The organism is Bacillus cereus group sp. BceL291 (genome assembly GCF_051776705.1).
Lineage (GTDB): Bacteria > Bacillota > Bacilli > Bacillales > Bacillaceae_G > Bacillus_A > Bacillus_A cereus.
In genome coordinates this window covers 1-381 of sequence record NZ_JBPWAP010000257.1, presented here as the reverse complement: position 1 = coordinate 381, position 381 = coordinate 1, and the positions used below count along the sequence as shown (strand labels likewise).

The following is a 381-nucleotide window of genomic DNA, read 5'->3' as shown; positions in this document are numbered from 1 at the left end:
GTGGAGAGCCGTATACATGGAAACATGTACGTACGGTTCGGAGGGGAGCGTTTGAAAACCTATCACAGTAATGTGAAAAGGCGTTGGGCGCTTACCCTACGACGATGTAGAACGTGTACACCGTATGCACAAACTATTAAAAGTACAGGTAGAAAAATTATATGATTTTGTTCAAAGTGGTGTTGCTTCACGTGACCAAAAAAACGAATATAAGATTATAAAAGGTATCGATGAATGGTTCGGTGCGACACGTTTCTCTATAAATAGTTAATAACTATGAAATGAGAAGACTATCTAGATTAACACAGATAGTAATAACTGATTTAACGAGTGAGTGGAATGAAAGCCTTCATGTTGAGCTGAAACACTCCCAATAATACT

General features: G+C 38.1%; 1 pseudogene. It reads left to right on the top strand.

The features are described from left to right. Window positions 1-97 precede the first annotated feature (97 nt). Window positions 98-250 (top strand): annotated as a pseudogene (locus tag ACS2CR_RS34475) (conjugal transfer protein TraG); the annotation flags it as partial. Window positions 251-381: the final 131 nt, after the last annotated feature.